Source organism: Paraburkholderia hayleyella (assembly GCF_009455685.1).
Lineage (GTDB): Bacteria > Pseudomonadota > Gammaproteobacteria > Burkholderiales > Burkholderiaceae > Paraburkholderia > Paraburkholderia hayleyella.
On the sequence record NZ_QPES01000001.1, the window covers coordinates 37,086 to 57,565 of the forward strand.

A 20,480-nucleotide genomic window follows, 5' to 3' on the forward strand; every position below is an offset into this window, starting at 1 on the left:
GCTTAAGGACGCAGGAGTTCTGCCTTATGGATCATTTACAGTCGATGAAAGTATTTGTGCGGGTGGCGGATCTTGGAAGTTTCGCCCGCGCCGCCAGTGCGATGGATATTTCGAATGCGGTTGCCACACGGCATGTCGCCGATCTGGAAGGCCGCCTCGGCACGCGGCTGCTTAACCGCACCACCCGTAGCCTGTCGCTGACCGAATCCGGTCAGGTATATATCGAACGCGCTCGCCAGATTCTCGATGAACTGGAAGACGTCGAACAAATGGTCGTCGCACGCAATCATGAGCCGGTGGGCACGTTGCGTCTGGTGGCCCCGGTAGTATTCGGGCTGCATAACCTCGCGCCCGTGCTTCAAACCTACGTCCAGCAGTTTCCCAAGGTCGTGCCGGACGTGACTCTGGTGGATCGTCAGGTCGATCTGGTCGAAGAAGGCTTCGATGTCGGCATTGTGATTGCACGGCAAATGCGCAGCGCCAGTATCGTCACGCGCCGCCTGACGACCGGTTGCATGACGGTATGCGCCACGCCCGGTTACCTCGAAAGCCATGGTACCCCCACGCGCCCAGAGCATCTGCTAGAGCATCCGTGTCTGAGCCTGCCCTCCGAGTACTGGGGTGACGAGCGTGTTTTCACCGGCCCCGATGGTGAAGTCCGCGTCCGGCCTTCAAACGTGATCGCCGCCAACAATACGGAAATGCTGCGGCAGTTCGCCTTGCTAGGCATGGGCATTGCCATCCTGCCAAGTTACCTGATTGGCCGCGACATGACCCAGGGCAAGCTGGTCCGGCTGCTGGGCAACTACCGGCTGCCGCAAGTCGAGATCAACATCGCTTATCCGAGCCGACGGCACCTGCCCGCTAAAGTGCGCACGTTCATTGATCACCTGGTCGAGCATTTCAGCCAGACACCCAATGGCCTGCTCGGGGAAAAATGGATCAAGGACGGCCAGCTTCGTCCAGGCGCGCAAGCGCTTGAAGCAGCAGGCTGGGAGCCGCAGGAGGCTTTCGCTGCCGCAACCGCGGAACCCGGCGCAACGGAAGCCAGCCACGATAGCCCGCTGCCTCCCACGCCCGCGAAAAAACCCGGGCGCACACGCGCGGAAGCACTCTCGCCGCTATAACGACCGGCACGAAAACGCGGAGCAGTTCAGAAAAAACGCGATGCGGCACCAATGTGCCGCATCGCGTTTTTTGCGCCTTATGCCCCTGGGGCACAAAAGCGCATTCGCCTCTGCCTGCTCCTGCCTCAGGAAGCCGTCTTGCGCGCGGCCACCTTTTTTGCCGGTGCTTTTTTAGCCGCGACTTTTTTGGCCGCTGCTTTTTTAGCCGGTACGGCCGTTGACGTCGAAGCCGCATCATCGCCCTTGGCCTCACCACCTTTGGCGGCCACTTTCGCCGAAGGCGCTTTCTTCTCGAACTCGAAACCAATCTTGCCATCGCCCTGCTTCACGAGAAAAGCCTTGAAGTTGCGACCCGTGCGCGACGATTTAAAGTTGGTCAACAAATCCGTGCGCCCCTCGCCCAACAGTTTGGCCATTTGTTCACGGGTAATTTCCTGCTGAAGAATGACTTTGCCTGAGCGGAAATCACAGGTTTTTGGATTGGCGACCGATTTTTCGCACACGTAACTCATGCCATGCTCGAACACATGCGACTGGCATTTCGGACACGCGCCTACCGGTTCCTGCGTGGAAAAATCGGGGACTTCGCCGTCTTCGCCCCCCGCGTCCTGGCCGAAATCGAACCCCAGCTTGTAGTTTTTGGTCTCGTCATCGAAAGCGAGCTTGAGAATAGCTGAGAACGGCCGGCCCATCTTGCTACGGAAGCCCGACAACGGCCCGATCTCCTTTTTTTGCAGAAGCTCTTCGGCTTCGGCAATTTCGAACTGACGCCCGCCGGGAATCTTCGAAATGGAAAACTCGCACTTCGTGCAGGCAAAACGCCGGTAATTTTCTTTCACCTGACCACCGCAATTAGGACACGGAGTCTCGAGCGTCGCGTAATCGCCGGGGATGGTGTCCGAATCGTATTCCTTCGCGCGCTTGACGATGGTTTGCGTCATGCGGGCGATTTCCTGCATGAATGCATCGCGCTGCAAATTGCCGCGCTCCATCTGCGAGAGCTTGTATTCCCATTCGCCGGTTAGTTCGGGGGCAGTCAGCTCCTTCACGCCCAAGCCTCGAAGCAGCGTCATCAGCTGAAACGCCTTGGCGGTCGGAATCATTTCGCGGCCTTCCCGCACCAGATACTTTTCGCCCAGCAAACCTTCGATGATCGCCGCACGCGTTGCAGGCGTCCCCAAGCCTTTGGCCGCCATGGCTTCGCGCAGCTCGTCGTCTTCGACCAGCTTGCCTGCGCCTTCCATCGCCGACAGCAACGTCGCTTCGTTATAGCGCGCAGGCGGCTTGGTCACCAGTTGCTGCGCCGCGATCTTGTCGGTCTTGACCTTCTCGTTTTTTTGCACCGCGACCAGATTGGCATCTTCACCACTAGTTTCGCGGCCATAAACCTGGAGCCAGCCCGGCTCGATCAGCACCTTGCCTTCGGTTTTGAAGTGATGCCCCACGACTTCCGTGATGCGCGTCGTCACCTTGTATTCAGCTGCCGGGAAAAACACCGCGAGAAAGCGCTTCACCACGAGGTCATAAAGCTTTTGTTCAGGCTCGGACAACGCCTTGGGCGCTTGCAGCGTCGGGATGATAGCGAAGTGATCGCTGATCTTCGAATTGTCGAAAATCCGCTTGTTCGGCTTCACCCAGCCGCGATCGAGCACCTGTTTGGCGAATGGCAAATAGTTATTGCTCTCCTTGAGCATGTCGAGCGTGCCGCGCACGGTGTCCAGATAATCTTCGGGCAGGGCGCGTGCATCGGTACGCGGATAGGTCAGCACCTTGTGCTTCTCATACAGCGCCTGGGCAAGGCCCAGCGTGTTCTTCGCCGAAAAGCCGAAACGCCCATTGGCTTCACGCTGCAAGCTGGTCAGATCGAACAGCGCCGGCGATAGTTGCGTGGACGGTTTGGATTCTTCCGTCACCGAGCCGATCTGGTCACGGCAAGCAGCAACGATGGTTTCGGCGGCGGGTAAGCTCCACAGCCGGGAATCACGCTTTTCCGGATCGAACTCATCGCGCTTGAATTTTGGGTCGTACCAGCGGCCCTCGTAAAACCCTGCCGCGCAAACGAACTCCGCCTTGACTTCCCAGTAATCACGCGGCACGAAACGGCGAATCTTCTCTTCGCGCTCAACCACAATCGACAGCGTCGGGGTTTGCACCCGGCCCACCGTCGTCAGGAAAAACCCCCCGCCCTTGCTGTTGAAAGCGGTCATGGCACGCGTGCCGTTGATCCCCACCAGCCAGTCGGCTTCCGAGCGACAACGCGCGGCATCGGCCAGCGGCTGCATGTCCTGGTCGCTGCGCAAATGAGCGAACCCTTCACGGATCGCCGCGGGCGTCATGGATTGCAGCCAGAGACGCGATACCGGTTGCTTTGCCTTCGCGTGCTGCGCGATCAGGCGGAAAATCAGTTCGCCTTCGCGCCCCGCATCACAGGCATTAATCAGGGCATCGATATCTTTGCGCTTGAGCAAACGCGTCAGCACTTTCAGCCGGGATTCGCTTTTTGCAATCGGATTGAGATCGAAATGCGGAGGAATCACGGGCAAATTAGCGAAACTCCACTTGCCCCGCTTCACTTCATATTCTTCGGGCGCGGCGATCTCCAGTAAATGGCCCACCGCTGAAGAAAGAACGTAATCATCGCTTTCGAAATAGTCGTCATGCTTGGTGAAACCACCTAAAGCGCGTGCGATGTCATTCGCAACGGAAGGCTTTTCGGCAATGATGAGTGCTTTGGACATGACTGGATGTGAGTTGGGAGATCGGGATTTTTACTGCGGGTTTGCAGCGTCAAGCTTGGCGACCCCAGGCTGGCGGCCCCAACCCTGGCGGCTCCAACCTGTTAACGACCGCTTTATAGCACACGGCGCCACGGCAGCACAGCCGGGGCACGAAAGGCATCCGCGAGGATTGTGCGTGCCGCTCGCCAACCTGAGCCGCCGCGCCGTGTTCATCCCAGGGGAGGTCCATGCCATCGCCATTTGCACGTGTCTGGGATGTTATTGCGCACGCGCCAGGGCGGGGCGCAGCTTCGGTGCTCCGGTCATGCCAGGCAACGCGCTCAGATCGACAAGCATGCGCTCGACGATCGCCTGCTGCGGCAAAACCGTGCCAAAAAAGCGTGTGGTGTCAGCGTCTTCGATCAGGATCGTAGGGAAGTTTTCGACGTCGAGATCATCGAACCGGTCTGCATGCGCTTCAATGTCGATCCATGCGAAACAGATATCCGGATGACGTTCAGCCAGCCGGTCGAAAATCAGCCGGTAATCCCGGCAGGTGCCGCACCACTCGGCGCACAAACAGGCGACAAACAGCATTTCAGGACACTGGACGCGCTCGGCGATCCGGTCTGAATCGGTATCGAGGTTCAGCGCGGGCATGAGAGATCCTTGCATGCTTAGGTCAAAAAAAGAGGCACGAATGTAGCATGGCGAATTCACCCGTGAGTAGCACGGGCATAACGCCCGCCAGGCAATATCGTCAGTTGCCCTGCCAGTTCAAGCTGCAACAACACGCTTTGCAGTACCGTATCAGCAAAGCCCGTGCGAACCGCGAGAGTTTCCAGTAGCGCGGGCGTGTGGCCCAGCGCATCCAGCACTTGCCGGGCTTCGGGCGGCAGTTCGCGCACGATGTCAGACGGCGAAGGCGCAGCACCCGATGGAGTAACCCTGCGTGGCACGCTCCCCTGGGACGCGATACGCAAAACGGGTTGACACGCGTCTTTCCGTGCCACGGCTTGCCCCGCGCCTGACTGGGCGAGCCCCCATTCTTCCAGCACCTCGTCGGGAGTTTCAACGAGTTTCGCACCCTGCTTGATCATCCCGTGACAGCCGCGTGAAAGCGGCGCATGAATCGACCCAGGCAACGCGAATACATCGCGGCCCATTTCATTGGCGAGCCTCGCTGTAATCAGCGAGCCCGAACGCAACGCCGCTTCAACCACCAGCACGCCACTCACCAGCCCGGCAATCAGGCGGTTGCGTTGCGGAAAATGCGCGGCCCGAGGAGGCGCGCCCAAGGGCCACTCCGACACCATCACGCCCGTTGCCGCGATGTCATGGGCAAGCGCCCGGTGCGCGGCGGGATACACGATATCGGCCCCCGTGCCAATTACCGCGGCCGTGCTGCCAGGCCCCATCAACGCGCTACGATGCGCGGTGCCATCGATTCCGTGCGCGAGACCCGAGACAACCGCCAGACCCGCCTGCGAAAACGCACCGGCAAACCAGGCCGCATCCCTCATGCCCTGAGCCGTTGCATTGCGACTACCGATAACGGCAACACTTCGAACGTGCAAAAGCTCAATGCGCCCTTTCACATAGAGCATCGGTGGCGGATCAGCCATATTGAGCAGTTGCGGCGGATAGGCGGGATCGGCCAGCGTCACCACCGCATTGCCCGGCTGGGCGCGCCAGACAAGCAGTGCCGCCACGCGCGTGGCGAAATCAGGGCTGGGCGTGCCCAGCACCGCCCTTGCAACCGCAGTGCTAGTCGCGCTGGCCAACGCCGCAAAAGACTGGCCGAAGATCGCTTCAGGCAAGCCAAAGGTTTCGAGCAGTGTGCGCGCCGCAGCGGGTTTTAGCCCCCTGGCAGTAGTAAGGCGCAACCAGGCGGCCAGTTCGGTATCAGTCAGCGACAGAATTTGCATCTCAATCAATCCTCGCGCGCGGCCAGCGCTCCGGCGAAGGGACAAGCGCCATGCTAGAATTTTCGGCATCCAGAAAGCCCGCCAGGCAACGCCCCCGGTACAACTGCCTTTCAAAACGCCCTTCAGCATCGTGCAACAACGCTGAAACGCACGGAGCCTCTCCCCCCGATGCGAAAAACACCAAAAATTACTTCAAAATCATGACCTTGCTGAATATCATCCACTATCCCGACAAACGTCTGCACAAAGTCGCCAAACCCGTTGAGGTGGTAGATAACCGTATCCGCGAGCTCGTCGCCAATATGGCGGAAACCATGTATGCCGCGCCTGGCGTGGGGCTCGCGGCAACCCAGGTTGACGTGCATGAGCGTGTCGTCGTGATCGACGTTTCAGAAACACATGACGAGCTACGCGCCTTTATCAACCCTGAAATCATCTGGTCAAGCGCCGACAAACAGGTTCATGAAGAAGGCTGTCTTTCGGTGCCCGGTATTTACGACAATGTCGAACGCGCGGACAAGGTGCGCGTAAGAGCGCTCAACGAACACGGTGAAACGTTCGAGCTCGATTGCGAAGGGCTCCTCGCCGTATGCATCCAGCACGAGATGGATCACCTGATAGGCCGGGTCTTCGTCGAATATCTGTCGCCACTCAAACAGACCCGCATCAGAAACCGTTTGAAAAAACTCGCGCACGCGATGTAACCGTGGCATTCACCGCCGTGCGTCTTTAATTCCCTCTTGTATCGTTCTGTTTCCTCTAACTTCCATGAGCCATTCGCTACGTGTTGTCTTTGCTGGCACGCCAGAATTTGCCGCGGCAGCACTCAACGCGATCCGCGCGGCAGGTTTTGCCATCCCACTTGTTCTAACCCAGCCTGACCGGCCCGCCGGACGTGGGATGAAACACCAGGCAAGTCCGGTCAAGCGCGATGCCCTGGCCGCAGGCCTGCCGCTAATCCAGCCGCCGTCCCTGCGCCGCAGTGGCAAGTTTCCCGCCGAAGCCACCGCGGCCATTGAGCGGCTCCGCGCCACGCCGCACGATGTGATGGTGGTCGCGGCCTACGGTTTGCTACTGCCGCAGGAAGTGCTGGATATCGCTCCACACGGCTGCATCAATATCCATGCCTCATTGCTGCCGCGCTGGCGCGGCGCGGCGCCCATTCATCGCGCCATCGAGGCAGGTGACACACAAACCGGCATCACACTGATGCAAATGGATGCGGGCCTTGACACAGGCGCCATAATTGCCGAATCGCGCATGGCCATTCACGATGACGACACCACCGGCACGCTGCACGACCGGCTGGCGCTCGCCGGGGCGCAACGAATCGTGCAAGCGCTCGCGGCGCTCGAACGCGACGGCACGTTGCCCGCAACGCCGCAGCCTGACGCCGGCGCGACCTACGCAGAAAAAATCAGCAAGCACGAGGCCGCGCTCGACTGGCGCCGTCCCGCCATCGACCTTGCCCGCCAGGTGCGTGCCTTTGACCCCTTCCCAGGCTGCGTCGCCACACTGGACCAAACCACACTGAAAATCTGGGCGGCCCGCCCCGTTGAGCGTGCTCACGACGCGCCCCCCGGCACGCTCCTTGAAGTCGCCCCTGAAGGCATTGTGGTCGCCTGTGGCGACGGCGCGCTGCGTCTCACGCAACTCCAGAAGCCCGGCGGCAAACGGCTGCCCACACGGGAATTTCTGAGCGGCTCCAGCCTGGCTGCCGGACAACGTTTTGCGCTAACCGGGCCACAATAGCAGGCACATTTTCCCTGTGCCATCGGCCAATTGGCCTAATCGCCAGCCGCGTTAGCGCACGCTAGAATCCTCATGCGCCACCCCGTTTCAGAGGTCTTCATGTTCGGCATCGTTCATTTCCCGTTTTTTCTCGTCGCTGTTTTTCTGCTGAATGTGACGCCTGGGCCCGATACGGCCTACATCGTCGGGCGCAGCGTGGCGCAGGGGCGTAGCGCCGGGTTGATGTCGGCGCTCGGTATTTCAGCCGGCTGCTGCGTGCATTCGCTGGCGTGTGCTTTCGGGCTCACCGCGCTGCTGGCGGCTTCGCCCACCGCCTTCACCGTCATCAAGTTCGCAGGCGCGATTTATCTGGTGTATCTCGGCGTGCGCCTGATCTTTACCCGCGCCCCCAACGCCCCAAGCGCCTCGACGCCAACGGGCAAGGCACCCGCGGCCCATGCGCACAAATCGCTGCGCCAGCTGTTCTTGCAGGGCTTTTGGACCAACGTGCTCAATCCCAAGGTCGTGCTGTTCTTCGTTTCGTTTTTCCCCCAGTTCGTCACCGGCACCAGCGAACACAAAACGCTCGCGTTTTTAACACTGGGCGTGGTGTTCGTCCTGATGAGCATGGTCTGGAACAGCTTCGTCGCATGGATCGCCGGCAGTGTCACGCAACACTTCTCCGGCAAGCCCGGGGCCAGAAAATGGCTCGATCGCGGTGTCGGTGGCGCTTTCGTGGGCCTTGGCGTGAAACTCGCCACCGCCACGCAATGATTGAATTTTCCGCACCCGCCCCTATCTAACAGATCGCTTACAATTGGCCGTCCAGTCCATCCGGTCGATATAACCGGACAGCGCGGACGGCGCAAAGATCAGACAGGAACCCCATGCGGGCAAGGAGCACTGAATATGTTTAACTGGATGAAAACCGCAATATTAATGGCCGCCATCACGGGGTTATTTATCGTCATAGGCGGCATGGTTGGCGGATCGCGCGGCATGATGATCGCGCTCATCATCGCCATCGGCATGAATTTCTTTTCGTACTGGTTCTCGGACAAGATGGTGCTGCGCATGTACAACGCGCAGGAAGTCGATGAAACCAGCGCGCCACAGTTTTACCGGATGGTACGTGAGCTCGCCACCCGGGCTAGTTTGCCCATGCCCAAGGTGTATCTGATTAACGAAGATGCGCCCAACGCTTTCGCCACTGGGCGCAATCCAGAACACGCGGCGGTCGCGGCTACCACGGGTATCTTGCGGGTGCTGTCGGAGCGCGAAATGCGCGGTGTAATGGCCCACGAACTGGCGCACGTCAAACACCGCGACATTCTCATCTCAACCATTTCAGCCACGATGGCTGGGGCCATTTCCGCGCTCGCCAATTTCGCCATGTTCTTCGGTGGCCGGGATGAAAATGGCCGTCCGTCCAATCCGATCGCAGGCATCGCGGTTGCGCTGCTCGCGCCGATCGCTAGCGCAATGATCCAGATGGCCATTTCCCGCTCGCGTGAATTCGAAGCTGATCGTGGTGGGGCAAAAATCTCCGGTGATCCCCAGGCGCTCGCGTCCGCGCTGGATAAAATCCATCGCTATGCCAGCGGCATTCCGTTTCCGACAGCCGAGGCGCACCCAACCACCGCGCAAATGATGATCATGAATCCGTTGAGCGGCGGTGGCCTCTCCAAACTGTTCAGCACCCACCCGGCCACCGAGGAACGCATTGCCCGTTTGATGGAAATGGCGCGTACCGGACGCTTCGAATAACACCGGCAGCTTCGCCATCCAGAACCATCCATAGCGGCAGCGGCCGCCATCCCAAACATCCCAAACGAAAAGGCGAGCCTTCAAACTCGCCTTTTCGTTTTTTTCGCTTTTTCGTTTCGTTTTTTCGTTTCGCTTTTTCGTTTTTTAGCCACCACACCAGTAGCGCAAACCGCTAGCGCCTTTTCATGCGTTTTGCCGAAGCACCAACCCATCGCCCGCGATAAATCCAGCCACGCCCACCAGCGCACCTCACGCCACGCCCAACCCATACCCCCGCAGCCCGTTCGCCTCGCCACGCTACAATGCGCCGTTTGTGCCGCGCGCCCCGTGCAGCCCGCCCCCTCTCATTTCATGACTGCCAAGCCTATCCAGCATGCCTCGGCGCCTGCCTCACGCGCGCGCGAATCTCGCCTGTCCACGTTGCATCTCGCACCTGAATCGCTTGGCTTTGCGCTCGATTGTGCCGCCCAGGCTATTGGCGCCGTCCGTCTGGGCGCGGCGCTCCCCGCTGCCCTGCAATCCGTGTTCGTCGCCGCGCCAGAAGGCGCCGCGGCCGCTTCGCGCGGCGCGACGCAAGACATTGCCTATCGCACCATGCGGCGCCTCGGCACCGCCGACTGGCTGATTGCCAGGCAAGTTCGCAAAGCGCCTCCGCCACATGTCGCCAATGTGCTGGCCTGTGCGCTGGCACTGCTTCTCGATGAGGGACCCCACGCCGCCTATGCGCCCTTCACGGTCGTGGATCAGGCCGTCGACGCGATCGGCGCACGGCGTGAACTTGCATTTGCCAAAGGGCTGGTCAACGCCGTTTTGCGTCACTTCCTGCGCGAACGCATGACACTCGCCGAAGCCGCGCAGGCCGATGACGTCGCACGCTGGAACTATCCCGTCTGGTGGATCACAGCGTTGCAAAAAGCCTGGCCCGCTGACTGGCAAAACCTGCTGATGGCGGGCAACCAGCAAGGTCCGCTGACGCTGCGCGTGAATCAACGCCACACGACCGTCGAAGCCTATCTGGCAAAACTGCAAGAAACACGGATCAGCGCGACGCGCGCCGGCGAACACGCGGTGCGGCTGGCCACGCCGATGCCGGTCGACCGGATTCCGGGCTTCAACCAGGGAACGGTCTCGGTGCAAGACGCCGGAGCACAGCTAGCCGCGCAATGGCTGGGCGTACAAGGTGGCATGCGCGTGCTGGACGCTTGTGCGGCACCCGGCGGCAAAACCGGGCATTTGCTGGAACTCGCCACAATCGACCTGGTGGCACTGGAAAGCGATGCCTCGCGCGCCCGGCGCATCACAGAGAATCTGCAGCGTCTCGGGCTCAACGCCGACATTCGCATCGGTGACGCGGGCACACCGTCGCAATGGCACAACACCGATGAGCCGCTCTTTGACCGGATTCTGGCGGACGTGCCGTGTTCCGCATCGGGTATCGTCCGGCGTCATCCGGATATCCGCTGGTTGCGACGTGCCTCCGACATCGCCGCGCTGGTAGCTGAACAGCGGCGCATTATGCAAGCGCTCTGGCCACTCCTCAAACCGGGTGGCGAGTTGTTGTATGTGACCTGCTCCGTGTTCCCCGAAGAAGGAGAGCAGCAAGCCCTGTGGTTTGAAAGCGCGCAGGAGGATGCGGTACGATTGGGCGCCCCGGGGCAACTTCTACCGGCCGTGTCGAACGCCTCCGATACACCTGATACACCAGATACACCCGGGATGCCCACTTCCCTCGCAGTGGGCTTCGGAACGAAACCGGACACGGACCCACTCCCCGATCACGACGGATTTTTCTACGCGCGCTTTCAGAAACGGTGACCATCAAACGCTTCTTTCCGCTTCGGCTCGCGGCTCTGCTCTGGATCACGCTTGTGCTCTGTTTTGGCACAGGGCTTGCTCACGCCGATTCCATCGGCGTGCCGCGCGCCTCGCTTCAGGCCGACGGTAGCGGCTGGAGCCTCGACGCCCGCTTCGACTTCGAACTTAACAGCAACCTCGAAGAGGTGGTTAATAAAGGCATTCCGCTCTACTTCACCACCGATTTCTCACTCAGCCGCCCCCGCTGGTACTGGTTCGATGAACAGCCGGTCAACGTATCGCAAAGCATCCGCCTGTCGTTCCAGCCGCTCACACGCGAATATCGCGTCTCCACGGGGGGCTTGCAACTCGGCTTTGGCACGCTGAAAGAAGCGCTGGCGGTCATCCGCCATGTCACCTCCTGGCACGTGATCGATCGCAACCAGGTGCATCCTGGTGAAACCTACACCGCATCCGTGCGCATGCAACTCGACATCGCGCTGATGCCCAAGCCGTTCCAGATCGACGCGGTCAACAACCGCGACTGGAACCTGTCTTCCGACTGGAAGCGCTTTACCTTCACAGCAACCGAACGTGCTAAATAGAGTGCGCCGCACCGCCAATGCCCGTAGCTTCGTCGTACGCCTGCTGGTGTCGACGGTTGCAGTCACGGCCATCTTGCTGCTCGTGCTACTGGCAGCCGCTAGCGCCAACACCGAGTTCTTCGACCGCTATTACCAGTGGCTCTACGCGGCCAACCTCGCCGTCGCCGTGATCTTCCTGCTGATCGTCGCGGTGCTCGTCACGAGCATCGTGACGCGTTTGCGCAAAGGGAAATTCGGCACCCGTTTGCTGGCCAAGCTCGCCTTTTTCTTCGCCCTCGTTGGCGTAGTGCCAGGCGGCATTATTTACGTCGTGTCATATCAGTTTGTGTCGCGCAGCATCGAATCCTGGTTCGATGTGAATGTCGAAACGGCCTTGACCTCTGGCCTGAATCTGGGCCGTGGCATGCTCGACGCCTCGCTCTCCGACCTGCAAACCAAAGGCCGTCTGATGGCCGAACAACTTGCCAGCGGCAATGGCAGCGGCACCACACTGACGCTGCTGCGCCTGCGCGACCAGTTTGGCGTGCAGGATGCGACCATCGTCGAACCCACGCGCAGCATGTCCGGTGCCACGCCGAACATGCATGTGATCGCGCAAGTCGCAAGCAATTACGCCACGCTCGTGCCGAACGACCTGCCCACGCCACTGATGATCAACCAGGCGCGGAATAACGGCTTTGCCGCGATCGAAGGTGAACTCGACGGCGACCCTCACACGAACGGGGCAAAAGGTGCATTGCGGCTGCGCATCGTGCAGCGCATCCCGGACGCCAGCTCCACGCTGTTGCAACCCTCCGAGCGCTTCCTGCAACTGACGCAACCCGTGTCCCCCACACTGGCGCGTAATGCTGACGCCGTACAACGCGCTTACCGCGAGTATCAGGAAAAATCGCTAGGCCGCACCGGCTTGCGCAAGATGTACATCGGCACGTTGACGCTCGCGCTCTTTCTTGCCACATTCATCGCCATGATGCTGGCTCTGGCACTCGGCAACCAGCTCGCACGGCCGCTGTTTTTGCTCGCGCAAGGCACGAAAGAAATTACCGAAGGCGATTACACGCCCAAGCGCGAAATCAAGTCACGCGATGAACTCGGGTTTCTCACCCAGTCATTCAACGCGATGACGCGGCAGTTAGCCGAAGCCCGTGCGAGCGTCGAGAACAACCGGATCGCACTCGAGCACTCCAAAACCTATCTGGAAAGCATCCTGGCCAACCTGACCGCTGGCGTGTTCGTCTTCGACCGGCAATTCCGGCTCACCACGGCCAATCGAGGCGCGGAACGGATTTTCCGTCAGCCGTTTCAGACCCAGCTCGGCGCAGCGCTCGATCACATCAGCGCACTCAACGAATTCGGCATCATGGTGCGCAAGGCCTTCGCTGACCGCGAAGCGGCTAGCGGCGACGGTCACGACGACATGGGCCACTGGCAACAGCAGTTCTCGATGCCAGTCAGCGGCGAGACGGAGCCGCTCACGTTGCTGGTGCGCGGTGCGCGCCTCGTCTCCGCCAGCGACCGCGATGCGCAAGACGCACAAACCTCGGGCTATGTGATTGTGTTCGACGATATTTCGGACGTGATCTCCGCACAACGCTCGATTGCATGGGGCGAAGTCGCGCGCCGCCTGGCCCATGAGATCAAAAACCCGCTGACCCCGATCCAGCTATCGGCGGAACGCCTGCAAATGAAACTCGCCGACAAGCTGGCGCCCGCGGACGCCGACGTGCTCAAACGGGGAGCGACGACCATCGTCAACCAGGTCGCGGCGATGAAGCAGATGGTGGACAATTTCCGCGATTACGCCCGTACCCCACCCGCCGTTCTGGTCAATCTCCAGCTCAATGATCTGGTTAGCGAAGTATTGATGCTGTACGGCATCGAAGAGGGTAAAAGCCCGATTGTGGTCGAGCTGGCAGCACTGCCTGTGATCTGCGGCGACGCCACGCAATTGCGTCAGGTGATTCACAACCTGCTGCAAAACGCGCAGGACGCTGTCGCCGATGTACCGCAACCGCGTGTCCATCTTGAGACAAGGACAGTAGAATACGGCGATCCCGACGCGGAAGGTAAGGTACGGGTCGCCGTGCGCCTGACCATCTCTGATAACGGCCCCGGTTTTTCCGCGCGCATCCTGACGCGCGCCTTCGAGCCTTACGTGACCACCAAGGCCAAAGGCACCGGGCTCGGGCTGGCGATGGTCAAGAAAATCGTTGATGAACACGGCGCACGGATCGACATTCGCAATCGCCTCAAGGCGGGTGATGTGATCGAAGGCGCACAGATATCTATTCTTTTTCTTCAGTTAGCCAACGACCCGGCCTCCCCAGGAGGCCAGTCGCAGTCGAAACACGACAGTGTGGCAACAATAAAAGCAACCGTGCAAACAAGGGCAGCATAAATGGCGACCATCCTGGTGGTAGACGATGAAATGGGCATCCGGGAATTGCTCTCGGAGATTCTCAGCGACGAGGGGCATGTCGTCGAGGCTGCGGAAAACGCACAGGAAGCACGCAGCTTCCGCGCACGCCAGGAACCTGATCTGGTGTTGCTCGACATCTGGATGCCCGATACCGATGGCGTCACGCTGCTCAAGGAATGGGCCGCGCAAGGGCTGCTCACGATGCCGGTCATCATGATGTCCGGCCACGCGACCATCGACACCGCAGTCGAAGCCACTCGCATCGGTGCGCTCAATTTCCTCGAAAAACCCATCGCACTGCAAAAGCTGCTGAAAGCGGTCGAACTAGGCCTGAACCGTCAAGGCGCGCCGCTTCCGGTTGTCGAAAACGAAGCGCAAGCCGAACCGCAACAGCTTGATCCCGGGCTGATCGCATCCGCTGCGGCATTGCCTCAGCTCTCACCGGCCGACAGTATCGCGGGCCGTATTCCTCCCGCTCAGACGACGACGATTCCCTTCGATATTCCGTTACGCGACGCACGCGATGCGTTCGAGCGAGCCTATTTCGAATATCACCTCGCACGCGAAAACGGCAGCATGACGCGAGTGGCAGAAAAAACCGGGCTCGAACGCACACATCTGTATCGCAAGCTCAAACAGCTCGGCGTCAATCTGGCTATCAGCAAACCGGTCAAAAATGTCGAAACGTCGAGGAATGAGTAACGCCAACCGGCGCCAATCCATGCGCGCCTGTGGTTGCCCTGTTCCTGTACGCTTATCCGCCCCCGTTGCACCGGCCCACCTTGGCACTCAAAGTGCGGTCAATAATTTTTCACGAAGAACTTGAGCCGTTTGAAGTGCTTTGCTATACTCTCGCTTCTTCATGGCCCGGTAGCTCAGTTGGTAGAGCAGCGGATTGAAAATCCGCGTGTCGTTGGTTCGATTCCGACCCAGGCCACCAAAATTCAAACCCCAACCCACTCTCGGTTGGGGTTTTTTCTTATGTGCTCCCGCCAAGCCCCGCGAGTTCACGCGCAACGATGAGCAGGCTTGGCGGACGGCTCACAGGCCTGCTGCCTACCTCTGGCCACATAGCACTCTCTCCAGGCCATTTCTCTTCCCTTCCTTCTTGGTGCAAAACCGCCAGAAGTCCGCAGGCGTCACGCCCGAGACCTATGTGACCTGACGGATTTTTTCGTACCGCTGCTGTCTAGAGATTCACGGCCCCAGTAATTGAACTACGTTCGCTAACCCGACGAAATTCTGCCGGCGTTTGGTATTGCAAACTCGAATGCAGGCGCACTTCGTTGTAGTGTGTTCGCCAGTCTTCAATCACGATCTTCGATTCGGTTCCGACACCACTCCATCGCTAGACATTCATCACGGAATTTTCCGTTGAAGCTTTCGTTGGTGCTGTTCTGCCAAGGCTTGCCTGGATCAATCAGCGCTGTCTCGATCGGCTCCTGGAGCGCCCATTTCAAAAGCGCCGTACTGACAAACTCCGGCCCGTTGTCTGATCGGAGATAACGTGGTGCGCCATGCGTAAATCGACACTTCGCTCACGCCGTGGCGCTTGGCCACTTCAGGCACAGTATCCCGATCCGCCTCGCGCAAGATCCGCACAACCTGTCCGTCGCTGCACCGGCTTTCTTCATACCAACTCCTCACCTGAGCTAAGAAGCCGTTATCTCTAGATTCGGTTGGTACGAAATTTTCAGGACAGATCACCCCCTTCGCAGTCTAAAATACCGCTTCAAATGATTGAGTGCCCATAGGTGTTGGTGCGCGAATCAAAAAATATCTAAAAGGCATAACGTGGACGTGATACAGGATTCTAGTTTGATGGAAACAGAAAACGCTGATGCGCGCACTTATGAAAAAATTGTGCTTACACTAGTCGTGCCTGTTTTTAATGAATCGGAAACAGTGTCTCTCTTCATGGAGCGCGTCAAGAAAGTTTTTGATGAATTTGATTGGATTGGCCTGGATGTTGTTTTTGTGAACGACGGCAGCACTGACAATACGCTTGAGCGGCTTCTTGAATTAAAAAACCATTACAGAAGTATTCGAATAGTAGACTTAAGTCGAAATTTTGGAAAAGAAGCTGCTCTTACTGCAGGTCTAAAAATAGCCTCTGGTCATGTCGTGGTTCCAATTGATGTTGATCTCCAAGATCCGCCAGAGCTCATCATTGAAATGATTCAAAAATGGCAGGAGGGGTACGACGTCGTAGTCGGAAAACGCATTAATAGAGACTCGGACTCCTGGATAAAAAGAAAATCAGCAACCTGGTTTTACCGGATTCACAACAAAATTTCTGAGCCAAAAATTCCAGAGAACGTTGGTGATTTTAGGCTTATGGACCGTTCGGTTGTTGAAGCTCTAAATGAACTTCCAGAATCCAGACGCTTTATGAAGGGATTGTTTACCTGGGTTGGATTCAGGACAACTGCAATTGAGTACGCGAGACCCGAGCGCATTGCTGGCACAACAAAATTCAACGGATGGCGACTATGGAATTTCGCGCTTGAAGGTATAACTAGTTTTAGTACTGATCCTTTGCGAATTTGGGCCTACATTGGCGGCGTGGTTGCGTCCATATCTTTTTTGTTTGCCATTTTTATGATTTTTAAAGTTTTGCTTTACGGAGTGGATGTGCCTGGCTACGCGTCTGTCGTAGTTGCAGTAACGTTTCTCGGAGGCTTACAACTCGTTGGGATCGGGATCATAGGTGAATATATAGGACGGTCGTACATTGAATCGAAACGTCGTCCTGTATATCTGGTTAGACGAGTTTACGGCCAAAAGGATTAAGAGATGGACTTGAAAGAAACTGATATCCTCGGCGCTGATATCGGAAAACATTGGTATTACCGATCCAAAGCCAGAGCGATGGAGCATCTGCTTGGTGATGTGACGCCCTCCATAATCCTGGATGTCGGTGCTGGTTCAGGCTTTTTTTCGAGAAAGTTACTTTCGAATACATCAGCAAAACAGGCATGGTGTGTAGACATAAGCTATGAAGCCGACTCAGAGACATTAGAGGCTGGTAAGCCTGTTTATTTTAGGCGATCAGTTGATGAGGTTGATGCAGATTTGGTTCTTCTTATGGATGTGCTAGAGCATGTCGACGACGACGTTGGCCTGCTTAACGACTATGTAAAGAAGGTTCCGCATGGTACACGATTCCTGATTTCAGTTCCTGCCTTCCAGTTTTTATGGAGCGGCCATGATGTCTTTCTTGAACATAAGCGCCGATACCGTTTAAATCAGATAGAGGATGTGGTCAGACGCGCGGGTTTGACGGTGAAGCGCGGCTCTTATTACTTTGGCGCGATTTTCCCGATCGCGGTAGTCATTCGTATTGTGACTAACCTATTACAACGAGGGCATTACAAAGCTCAATCACAGCTCTCACAGCACCATCCCTTCGTAAATGGAACATTGGCCGCACTGTCTTCAGCTGAGTTGCCATTATTTTTAAGTAACCGTGTCGCCGGCTTGTCTGTTTTTGTACTTGCGGAAAAGTCTTGACTATGGCGCCGACTGATACAGGTAATGATTTTTTGCAAAAGAAAAAATTTTCGAATGTGAGCTTTTTACGCGAAATTATCATCGCTTCACGCTTTGGTCTAGTTGGACTTCTCTCCACTACAGTCCACATTACGATTGTGTGGCTTTTATTGGTGACATCGAGCATTTCCCCAATTGCAGCTAATACCACAGCATTCCTTGTGGCTTTTGTTATTTCGTTCAGCGGAAACTATTTATGGACATTTCGTTCTCCAGGCAGCCCACATCGCGCAGCATTTAGATTTTTTATTATCGCAGTCTGTGCATTTATTATAAACACAACGATCCTCGCATTTTTGGTTCGAAAAAATTGGTTTCCCGCTGCTTTTTCTGCGACCATCTCTGCTTCTGTGGTGCCTGCTATAAGTTATTCATTGAGCAGGCTTTGGGGATTTAGACGATAGTTTTTGAGGAATTAAAATGGATTTTGGCGCTACCTCTCCTGGCTTCGTGAATCGCAAAATTGATTCCAGGGATATTTTGATTTTGTTTTTAATTGGCGTCCTTGGGCAGATTTTATTGATTGCGAACCCTGGTTATTATTCGCATGATGAATGGCAGAGATTCGACAACTATCTTAATAATGGATTTTTTTCATATATTGCCCAGTCTTCTCAAATTCATGCTGGCGCCAGCTTCGGAACCCCTGTTCGTCCAGTAGCTTTTGCACTCCAAGGCATTCATAATCTTTTCTTCCAATCGTTTCCATTTGTTGTTCATCTTATTAGCGCTGTTAATACAATCATTGTCTCAATAATTGTGTATTTTGCCTGCATTAATTTGGGGCTTACCAGGAAGGTCGCTCTTGTTGCGGGTGCGTTGTTCACTTTAAATCCATTGGCTGTACTGGCAACTGGCTGGTCGGCAGCGCTGATGGATCAATTATATTTTACCTTTGGATTGGTTACCTTTTTGTTGGCTGTGAGGTATGTATTCAATTCAAAAAAAGAAATTCTTGTGCTGGTTTCAGTTGCTGCAGGAGGTATGTTTTCTGTTCTTTCAAAGGAGACCGGGATAGTTTTTCCTGCCTTACTTCTTTTACTGATTGCTCTCTTTCCCAAGCAGTTGCTCTCACGATGGCGCCGCCTATTTCTGGTGGCTGGGGTCTGGTTGCTTCCAATAGTTTTATATCTTCTATATCGCATCGCAGCTATTGAGAATTCATTTGGGGGTGCAGCAGAGGATCCTTACGCCGCATCGTTTTTAAATATTGGTAAAAATATTTTTGCATATTGGATATACCCTTTTCATCCCTTTATTACCGAGGCGCATAATTGGACGCTTCAGTCCACCTGGTCTATTACCCTCTCGTTTACTATACATGTTGCACTAGTTTTAATTTTGGCGTTTTGTTATGGTTTTCGATATTCCTTAATATATATAATTTCCTATTTTTTGTTCTTGCTCCCAGTCCTTTTTTTGCAAAACCAAGGTTCGCATTACATGTTTGCATCTGCTGCGCCATTGAGTGTTGCTTTGGCGTCACTAATTCTTAATAAAAATAAATTAGTTAAGTTCTTTTCTATTTTTGCCACATCTATTTTACTATGGCATGGATTTGCATTTCAAAAGCAAATCTATGAAACCGGCTTATGCATGAATCGAATATCAACTTCACTGGAGGCTAATCATGCTTCAGCAGGATTTCCAGGCGATGTTTTTTTTACATCAGATTGGGATGCTCCAACGACTATTTTGTTGCGACTAATTCATGATCGAAACCGGATTGGCGAACACGGCAATATTACGTTTCACACTCCGTCACCTAGCCAGCAACCAATAAAGGATAGCCTTATACTTAATCTCAATAAACACTGCTTGTTATCGGTGGTTAACTATAATCTTTCTGTTGAGGATTTTGGTCCAAAGTTCACCACGGCAGGTGTCAACCCTAATAAACAGCCAGATGGCAGTATTGGCTTGTGGATTAAGGTTAATAGTACGCAAGGGTTTTCCCAGGCTCAAGTTTACTTTGATGACAAGGCTGCTTTGGCCACTTCAGTTGAAGATAAAATAATTACCGCTGCAATTGATCCGAAATATATTTCAAAGCCTGGGAAACACGTCTTAACATTAAGATTGCCATCACGTGACGATATTCAACAAATAGGAGTTTTCGAGGTTAAGGCTTCCGATTGACGGGCGCCTGGAAAAACCTCAAAATCAGGCCGTCGTTTTCGTAGCCCTCGTTGTCGCACAGTCGCCAGATGACTCCATCAAGCAGGCGGATGAACTTTGGGCCGGAGCGACGCGCCAGCGTTCCACCAAAATTCAAACCCCAACCCACTCTCGGTTGGGGTTTTTTCTTATGTGCTCCCGCTAGACCCCACGAATACGCACGAAACGCTGAGCAGGTCAGGCTCACCAGGATCAGGAAATCATGCAGCCATGCCGTCATGCAGCCATGCCGTCACGCAGCCGAATCTCCCTTCATGCCGCCACGATGACGCCTTCTTGCATCAGGCAACGGCACAGATGAGCGAAGGCAAGAGATTGAGACGCCATCACCGGAGCGATCTCGATCGACTGGCCCGTTTCGCGGCAAACATAAGCGAGCAACGTATGCGCGATACCGCAGCGCCGGTAGGCGGGTTCGACATATACAGATAGAAGCCTGACTGACGTCTGCGCTCCCACTGCATCGTTTTCGACACGCAATACGCCAACGATCTCATCATCACGATAGGCGAGCGCGCACAGGCTTTCCGTATCGAACACCACGCGAATAACACGCCCGCTTCGATCTTTAAACACGTAGACCTGCATGTTGCTCCACCCCTGTCGCACGCGCTAAAACAATTTTTGATTGTCATCACGGAACAATCTCGTCAGCTAGTACC

Annotated in this window: 19 protein-coding genes, 1 tRNA gene and 1 pseudogene; 14 read left to right on the top strand and 7 right to left on the bottom strand. The window is 56.2% G+C overall.

The window, feature by feature from the left end; genetic code table 11:
• Window positions 1-26 precede the first annotated feature (26 nt).
• The gene (locus tag GH657_RS00155; RefSeq protein WP_153098794.1) at window positions 27-1,127 is read left to right on the top strand and encodes a LysR family transcriptional regulator; all 1,101 of its coding nucleotides are present in this window, start codon (window positions 27-29) and stop codon (window positions 1,125-1,127) included.
• A gap of 125 nt (window positions 1,128-1,252) precedes the next feature.
• Here GH657_RS00155 and GH657_RS00160 read toward each other — a convergent pair whose 3' ends face one another.
• The 3 genes from GH657_RS00160 to dprA form a co-directional block, all read right to left on the bottom strand.
• Window positions 1,253-3,865: a DNA topoisomerase III gene (locus tag GH657_RS00160; protein ID WP_153098795.1), complete on the bottom strand. Its 2,613-nt coding sequence runs from the start codon at window positions 3,863-3,865 to the stop codon at window positions 1,253-1,255.
• 258 nt (window positions 3,866-4,123) lie between these two features.
• Entirely contained in the window at window positions 4,124-4,504 is a 381-nt protein-coding gene (locus GH657_RS00165) for a thioredoxin family protein (RefSeq protein ID WP_153098796.1), read from the bottom strand.
• Between the two features lie 56 nt (window positions 4,505-4,560).
• Window positions 4,561-5,772 (bottom strand): DNA-processing protein DprA, encoded by a 1,212-nt coding sequence (gene dprA / locus GH657_RS00170; protein WP_153098797.1) that lies wholly within the window; start codon window positions 5,770-5,772, stop codon window positions 4,561-4,563.
• Between the two features lie 200 nt (window positions 5,773-5,972).
• On the opposite strand from dprA, the gene def reads away from it, so the two are divergent.
• From def to GH657_RS00215, 9 genes are all read left to right on the top strand, one after another.
• Window positions 5,973-6,476 carry a peptide deformylase gene (def, locus tag GH657_RS00175; RefSeq protein WP_153098798.1) on the top strand — a complete coding sequence of 168 codons (504 nt, stop codon included), beginning with the start codon at window positions 5,973-5,975 and terminating at the stop codon, window positions 6,474-6,476.
• A 64-nt stretch (window positions 6,477-6,540) separates the two neighbouring features.
• On the top strand, window positions 6,541-7,524 hold the full coding sequence (fmt, locus tag GH657_RS00180) for a methionyl-tRNA formyltransferase (RefSeq protein ID WP_153098799.1): 984 nt from the start codon (window positions 6,541-6,543) through the stop codon (window positions 7,522-7,524).
• A 99-nt stretch (window positions 7,525-7,623) separates the two neighbouring features.
• Window positions 7,624-8,277, top strand: a complete 654-nt coding sequence (locus GH657_RS00185; protein WP_153101566.1) for a LysE family translocator — start codon at window positions 7,624-7,626, stop codon at window positions 8,275-8,277.
• 135 nt (window positions 8,278-8,412) lie between these two features.
• Window positions 8,413-9,270: a zinc metalloprotease HtpX gene (gene htpX / locus GH657_RS00190; protein WP_153098800.1), complete on the top strand. Its 858-nt coding sequence runs from the start codon at window positions 8,413-8,415 to the stop codon at window positions 9,268-9,270.
• Between the two features lie 351 nt (window positions 9,271-9,621).
• Window positions 9,622-11,085: a 16S rRNA (cytosine(967)-C(5))-methyltransferase RsmB gene (gene rsmB, locus GH657_RS00195; protein WP_153098801.1), complete on the top strand. Its 1,464-nt coding sequence runs from the start codon at window positions 9,622-9,624 to the stop codon at window positions 11,083-11,085.
• Complete coding sequence (locus tag GH657_RS00200; protein ID WP_153098802.1) at window positions 11,082-11,669, top strand: DUF4390 domain-containing protein; 588 nt, start codon at window positions 11,082-11,084, stop codon at window positions 11,667-11,669. Before rsmB ends, GH657_RS00200 begins: the two co-directional genes overlap by 4 nt.
• The gene (locus GH657_RS00205) at window positions 11,659-14,067 is read left to right on the top strand and encodes a sensor histidine kinase (protein WP_153098803.1); all 2,409 of its coding nucleotides are present in this window, start codon (window positions 11,659-11,661) and stop codon (window positions 14,065-14,067) included. Before GH657_RS00200 ends, GH657_RS00205 begins: the two co-directional genes overlap by 11 nt.
• Complete coding sequence (esaR, locus tag GH657_RS00210; protein ID WP_153098804.1) at window positions 14,068-14,790, top strand: response regulator transcription factor EsaR; 723 nt, start codon at window positions 14,068-14,070, stop codon at window positions 14,788-14,790. It begins immediately after the preceding gene.
• A 162-nt stretch (window positions 14,791-14,952) separates the two neighbouring features.
• A tRNA-Phe gene (locus GH657_RS00215) sits at window positions 14,953-15,028 on the top strand.
• A 249-nt stretch (window positions 15,029-15,277) separates the two neighbouring features.
• Here GH657_RS00215 and GH657_RS00220 read toward each other — a convergent pair.
• Together GH657_RS00220 and GH657_RS18485 are read right to left on the bottom strand one after the other, a co-directional pair.
• Window positions 15,278-15,608, bottom strand: a pseudogene (locus tag GH657_RS00220) (integrase core domain-containing protein); the annotation flags it as partial.
• Window positions 15,505-15,795 carry a transposase gene (locus GH657_RS18485; RefSeq protein ID WP_153098805.1) on the bottom strand — a complete coding sequence of 97 codons (291 nt, stop codon included), beginning with the start codon at window positions 15,793-15,795 and terminating at the stop codon, window positions 15,505-15,507. The pseudogene GH657_RS00220 and the gene GH657_RS18485, both read right to left, overlap by 104 nt.
• Window positions 15,796-15,909: 114 nt before the next feature.
• On the opposite strand from GH657_RS18485, the gene GH657_RS00230 reads away from it, so the two are divergent.
• Genes GH657_RS00230 through GH657_RS00245 form a run of 4 tightly spaced genes read left to right on the top strand, consistent with a single transcriptional unit; the run spans window position 15,910 to window position 19,779 of the window.
• A complete protein-coding gene (locus GH657_RS00230) occupies window positions 15,910-16,881 on the top strand; it encodes a glycosyltransferase family 2 protein (RefSeq protein ID WP_153098806.1) in 972 nt (323 codons plus the stop codon).
• 3 nt (window positions 16,882-16,884) lie between these two features.
• Window positions 16,885-17,601 (top strand): class I SAM-dependent methyltransferase, encoded by a 717-nt coding sequence (locus GH657_RS00235; RefSeq protein ID WP_153098807.1) that lies wholly within the window; start codon window positions 16,885-16,887, stop codon window positions 17,599-17,601.
• Window positions 17,602-17,603: 2 nt separating this feature from the next.
• Window positions 17,604-18,044, top strand: coding sequence for a GtrA family protein (locus tag GH657_RS00240; RefSeq protein ID WP_153098808.1), 441 nt, complete (start codon window positions 17,604-17,606; stop codon window positions 18,042-18,044).
• Between the two features lie 16 nt (window positions 18,045-18,060).
• Window positions 18,061-19,779, top strand: coding sequence for a glycosyltransferase family protein (locus tag GH657_RS00245; RefSeq protein WP_153098809.1), 1,719 nt, complete (start codon window positions 18,061-18,063; stop codon window positions 19,777-19,779).
• Here the strand turns inward: GH657_RS00245 and GH657_RS00250 are convergent.
• Window positions 19,763-20,038, bottom strand: a complete 276-nt coding sequence (locus tag GH657_RS00250; protein ID WP_153098810.1) for a hypothetical protein — start codon at window positions 20,036-20,038, stop codon at window positions 19,763-19,765. The genes GH657_RS00245 and GH657_RS00250 overlap by 17 nt on opposite strands.
• 32 nt (window positions 20,039-20,070) lie before the next feature.
• Window positions 20,071-20,406 (bottom strand): GNAT family N-acetyltransferase, encoded by a 336-nt coding sequence (locus GH657_RS00255; protein WP_153098811.1) that lies wholly within the window; start codon window positions 20,404-20,406, stop codon window positions 20,071-20,073.
• Window positions 20,407-20,480 lie beyond the last annotated feature (74 nt).

Coding starts and splice junctions, on each gene's coding strand:
- GH657_RS00235 (WP_153098807.1), top strand. CDS start 16,885: ATGGACTTGAAAGAAACTGATATCCTCGGCGCTGATATCGGAAAACAT.
- htpX (WP_153098800.1), top strand. CDS start 8,413: ATGTTTAACTGGATGAAAACCGCAATATTAATGGCCGCCATCACGGGG.
- fmt (WP_153098799.1), top strand. CDS start 6,541: ATGAGCCATTCGCTACGTGTTGTCTTTGCTGGCACGCCAGAATTTGCC.
- GH657_RS00245 (WP_153098809.1), top strand. CDS start 18,061: ATGGATTTTGGCGCTACCTCTCCTGGCTTCGTGAATCGCAAAATTGAT.
- GH657_RS00155 (WP_153098794.1), top strand. CDS start 27: ATGGATCATTTACAGTCGATGAAAGTATTTGTGCGGGTGGCGGATCTT.
- GH657_RS00230 (WP_153098806.1), top strand. CDS start 15,910: ATGGAAACAGAAAACGCTGATGCGCGCACTTATGAAAAAATTGTGCTT.
- GH657_RS00160 (WP_153098795.1), bottom strand. CDS start 3,865: ATGTCCAAAGCACTCATCATTGCCGAAAAGCCTTCCGTTGCGAATGAC.
- GH657_RS00240 (WP_153098808.1), top strand. CDS start 17,604: ATGGCGCCGACTGATACAGGTAATGATTTTTTGCAAAAGAAAAAATTT.
- dprA (WP_153098797.1), bottom strand. CDS start 5,772: ATGCAAATTCTGTCGCTGACTGATACCGAACTGGCCGCCTGGTTGCGC.
- GH657_RS00165 (WP_153098796.1), bottom strand. CDS start 4,504: ATGCCCGCGCTGAACCTCGATACCGATTCAGACCGGATCGCCGAGCGC.
- GH657_RS00255 (WP_153098811.1), bottom strand. CDS start 20,406: ATGCAGGTCTACGTGTTTAAAGATCGAAGCGGGCGTGTTATTCGCGTG.
- def (WP_153098798.1), top strand. CDS start 5,973: ATGACCTTGCTGAATATCATCCACTATCCCGACAAACGTCTGCACAAA.
- GH657_RS00185 (WP_153101566.1), top strand. CDS start 7,624: ATGTTCGGCATCGTTCATTTCCCGTTTTTTCTCGTCGCTGTTTTTCTG.
- GH657_RS00250 (WP_153098810.1), bottom strand. CDS start 20,038: ATGACGGCATGGCTGCATGATTTCCTGATCCTGGTGAGCCTGACCTGC.
- esaR (WP_153098804.1), top strand. CDS start 14,068: ATGGCGACCATCCTGGTGGTAGACGATGAAATGGGCATCCGGGAATTG.
- rsmB (WP_153098801.1), top strand. CDS start 9,622: ATGACTGCCAAGCCTATCCAGCATGCCTCGGCGCCTGCCTCACGCGCG.